Below are 3106 nucleotides of genomic sequence, written 5' to 3'. Positions count from 1 at the left end.
CCCTCGCTCTCGCCGCAATCATTTCAGCCTGGATCTGAATGAGTCCTCAACCTAGGCCTCACATCGCGAGCGCGCGAACTTAAACTGTGGCGACCGCATTCCCCTCTTTGGCTTGAGCACACATAGAGCGGAACTGCTCCACTTCCGCTTCGGTAAGGCGCTCGATACCGATAAAGTCGTTTTTGCCTTTGCCAGCGCGGATCAACTCGTCGAGTTTGGCCTGGATCGCGGCGCCGTCGCGGTTCTGGGTGTTCTGAATCAGAAACACCATCAGGAATGTTACGATCGTTGTGCCAGTATTAATGACCAACTGCCAAGTCTCGGAATAGTTAAAGGCCGGGCCCGAGACGGCCCAGATCAGTACCGACGTCAGGCAAAGTGCAAAGACCCAAGGTCTGCCGGTGGCGTAAGCAACGGCGCCAGCCACTCGATTGAATGTTTTCTCCATTTTGGTCTATCTCGGGAAATTTGAGGATCTAGGGAGGCGCAGTGTCTGGCGTATAGCTTGATCTATTCCTTCGCCATCTTTGGCCGGGTCGAAGGCACTTTATTGTCCTTCAGCGTATCCCGGAAATGGTCCGCAAGCCCCTTGGATGCCTTAGTGGTCTCCATCACATTTTTCCCATTCTTCCTTGCCTCGTCTGATCGAAGGTGCTCTCGATAACAACTGGGCCGCTTTCTCGTTCCCCCGGGAAAGAAATCTTGGATCGCAAAGTGTGTCGGCATTGCCAGCAAAGAGCTATCGGCGGTGATAAGAGTTGATCTGCCTCGCTGCTGGATCCCTGGGAAGATGAGGACGCCTCAATTCCAGTATATTAGGCAAGTGACCGGGACCAAGACCAGACAGACCGCCATCGCGATAACCACCGTATTGGCCAGACGCTCTGCTCGCCTGACAACGTCGGTAGCCTCGTCGTCACAACTAGGCGGAACGAGATCTCGCACGTAGTTGAGGTCGGGAGCGCGATTATCGTTTGCGGGGGGACTTGCGACCTCATATGCGTTGTGACTGCCCTGGGTAATTGTCACGGTTCGCCTCGCTATCGCAAACGCTCGCCGCTTGCGGCGGATGGGGATCAAAATGAGTGCCCGCTACGGGGGCACAAAAGCGGGCACCCAGTTGACTGCCGACGGTCGCCACCCAACCGCCTGGCAAGGCCAAGGTTCCGCCATCGGACCGATGCGGTTTAGTTCAGACCTTAGTCCCAGCTCATGTGGGACCGGTCTCTGGTTCACCGGCCGGTCGTCTTTCCGTCGGAGGCTGGCTGGCCAATCGCTGGGGGCTGGCTGACCAATCGCTCGGCGGCAAGTGCCGAGACTACCGGCAGTCCAGCGCTTTCGAGCTGCCTGGGCGGAGATGGGAGTGCGTGAAGAGGTTGCTGGAAAGGAGCGGTCGACCCTTCTGGCGGTCGCAACGGCGCTGCTGTAGCGGTACACTAAGAGAACCCGCCCGCAACCAGGGGTGACCGGGTTCATGAATCGGTCAAGCGGCCGCCGCGCTGAAGGGTCGCTTGGATTGTGGCAGCGTTGCTGACGACGTGCGCGGCCACAGCCCGTCGACGGTGGGCACTCTTTCCCGAGAAGATCCGAGCGTGGCCGCCGATCATCTGCCGGTCTTTCTTTGCATGACCCTGCCCGTGCCAAGGCGAAGTAGGGGTACCGCGACGTTTAATGTTGCGCTTCATTCGCGGTTGAACGATCGGCGCATGAGGCGTTAGCCGGGCATATTTGTCAGGAGCCCTTAATGCCAAGACAACATTGAAGCTCGACGACGCCCGGTGCTGTTGCTGCTGCACGGTTGGCAGTATAATCGAAGCATATGATACCGTGATCGACACGCTTCCGTCGGCATTGCGTCTTCGGCACGCATTTGTGAGGACGATTGGTGGCCTGATTCACCGCCCTCACGAAGCAACTTACCTAGGTGTTGATCCTTTGTATCATTGCGATGCCAGGTGAGCGGATGCGGGCAACGCAAGGTGGAACAATCCGACAGCCGGCGAGTTTCTAAGATGAAGGGCGATCTGTTTCAGAGGAAGACTAGGATGAAACGCGTCCTTGCCCAAAATGCTGTACGACTGATGCTGAGCGGAGCAGCCGCCTGTCTGCTCACGGTCGTCGAGATTCCCAACCCGGTTGCACCGTTGTCGCTTGTGTCGGAGGCAAGGGCTGCCACCGACGTTTCCATTTCGATCAGCACGTTCTACGACGACCTGTCTTCCCATGGTGATTGGGTTTCCTACCAAGGAGCGACCGTTTTCGTCCCAGTTGATGTACCTGACGATTGGCGTCCGTATACCCTTGGGCACTGGGTCTATACCGAGCAGTATGGCTGGCTGTGGGTATCCGACGAGCCGTTCGGCTGGGCGACCTACCATTACGGCCGGTGGGGCTATGCCGACGACATCGGCTGGTACTGGGTTCCAGGTACTCGTTGGGCGCCAGCATGGGTGAGCTGGCGGCGTGACAGGGGGCACATCATCTGGGCTCCGCTGCCGCCGCGCCGCGATCCGGATTTGATTTCAATCGAGGTGACCTTCGACGCCACGCCGAATTATTACTGGGTTGTGGTCCCCACCCGCGAATTCCTTGCTGCGGACATTTCTGTCGTCGTTATTCGTGATGAGCCGGAGTTTGTGCGCATTGTCGAGGCGGCCGAGCCGGCCGGCGACGTGACGATCCAGAACAACGTGGTGATCAACAAAGTCATTGATGTTGACGTGATCGAGAAGGAGACGAACCAGGAGGTGACTGTCGTCAAGGTCAACAAGACCGACGCGCCAGACCAGTCAGGCAAATTGGAAAACAATACGGTCACGGTCTTTGATGGTGAGGTGAAAGCCGATCCTGATTCCAAACCAGCTGAGATCAAAGATATCGAGGAGGTGAAGCAGGTTCAGGCCGGCCGGAAATCGAAGCCGACCGAAGGCGCAGCAACGAACGAACAGGCCCAGCCCGAAGAGGCTGGGAAGCCGACGACCAAGGAGCAACCCGCCGCCGAGCAGCAGCAGGCCGAGCCCGACCAGGCGGACAAGCCCCAGAAGCCGAAGGCCAAGGAGCAACCCGCCGCCGAGCAGCAGCAAGCCGAGCCCGACCAGGCGGACAA

2 protein-coding genes are annotated in these 3106 nt (G+C 58.3%); one reads left to right on the top strand and one right to left on the bottom strand.

The genetic code is table 11. The annotated features are described in order from the left end of the window. Positions 1-79: 79 nt before the first annotated feature. The gene (locus tag E5X88_RS33325) at positions 80-448 is read right to left on the bottom strand and encodes a low affinity iron permease family protein (RefSeq protein ID WP_292168504.1); all 369 of its coding nucleotides are present in this window, start codon (positions 446-448) and stop codon (positions 80-82) included. Between the two features lie 1597 nt (positions 449-2045). Here E5X88_RS33325 and E5X88_RS33320 point away from each other — a divergent pair. After that, positions 2046-3106: DUF6600 domain-containing protein (locus tag E5X88_RS33320; protein ID WP_366929989.1), on the top strand; the 1061-nt coding region annotated here is incomplete at its 3' end.

This window comes from Mesorhizobium sp. (assembly GCF_004962245.1).
GTDB lineage: Bacteria > Pseudomonadota > Alphaproteobacteria > Rhizobiales > Rhizobiaceae > Mesorhizobium.
Note: the sequence above shows the minus strand (reverse complement) of the source record. Positions and strands in the feature narration are given on the sequence as shown.

Bases quoted from the DNA above. Each gene is read 5' to 3' on its own strand.
- E5X88_RS33325 (WP_292168504.1), bottom strand. From the start codon at position 448: ATGGAGAAAACATTCAATCGAGTGGCTGGCGCCGTTGCTTACGCCACC.